This is a genomic window from Jeotgalibacillus sp. S-D1 (assembly GCF_004358665.1).
Lineage (GTDB): Bacteria > Bacillota > Bacilli > Bacillales > Jeotgalibacillaceae > Jeotgalibacillus.
This window is the reverse complement of record NZ_SMZR01000033.1, coordinates 1-1079: the sequence shown is the minus strand read 5'-3', so window position 1 is coordinate 1079 and position 1079 is coordinate 1. Positions and strand designations below refer to the sequence as shown.

The 1079-nt window shown below is 38.1% G+C and carries 1 protein-coding gene; it reads right to left on the bottom strand.

Annotation, left to right across the window (positions count from 1 at the left end; all coding sequences use genetic code 11):
* Positions 1-211: 211 nt before the first annotated feature.
* On the bottom strand, positions 212-1079 hold an 868-nt coding region (locus E2R51_RS20535), incomplete at its 5' end, for a cation efflux transmembrane domain-containing protein (protein ID WP_205703365.1).

Sequence of the window (1079 nt, the reverse complement as noted above, 5' to 3'; positions counted from 1 at the left end):
CCAGATTCTTATCAAAGACTTCATCATCTATTATTCGCCAAACGGCAACTTGCTGATGGTCTTTGGTGGTGACTAGATTTAAAGTTTGTTCAATCATTGCTTGAGGTCTCATATCCTTATGATGTTTATTTGCTTCAAACCCAGTTACTTTACACTTAGCGGTTTAATTAAGCTACTTACTTGAGCTATTTGCTTCAGTTATTAGGCTTGGCTACTTACTCAACTTCAATATTCTAAAGGCGCCCTGAATAACTAAAGCAAATACGATGCTACCAATAATCAAATCAGGCGTACTAGAGTGTAACCAATTAACCAAAATCCCTGCAACAATTACCCCTAAATTGATAATCACATCGTTTGAAGTGAAAATCATACTGGCTTGCATATGGGCTTCTTCTTTGCTTTTCGATTTTTGTAGTAAATAGAGGCAAATCGAGTTTGCAATTAGCGCAAGAATCGATATGACTATCATGGTAGAAAAGTCAGGTAACTGCTCATTGCCAAAGAAACGTCTTAGTACTTCTAAAAAACCAAGAATCGCTAGCGTAATTTGAAAATATCCGGCAATTCTAGCAATCCGTTTTTTCTTAATGACCGTTCCACCGACCGCAAATAAGCTAATTCCGTACACGAAGCTATCTGCTAACATATCTAAGCTGTCGGCGACCAACCCCATCGAACGAGAAATCAGTCCCGTGCTCATTTCAATAATAAAGAAAGCAAAGTTAATGACCAGCACTATCCATAGTAGCTTTCTTTGCTCAGCATCTTTTTTGTGACTAGAGTCAGCATCAATTTTAAAATTATTGTTGGGATCAGAGGGGTCAATGGTTTCGGTCGAGAGTAGGGTGTCTCCTAATTTTAGGTCATGAATAGCAGTCTCTATCCCTTCTATATTGTCATGATGAAACACAGTTAATTGACGGTTAGGAATGTCGAACTCAAGATGTTCAATATTCGAGTGGCCCTCTAATTTCATTCGGATTAGGTTTTCCTCCGAAGGGCAGTCCATCTTCGATATTTTAAAAGTTGTTTTATTCATAGCTACATTTATATCCGGGTGGTGGTTCAAAAAGTAG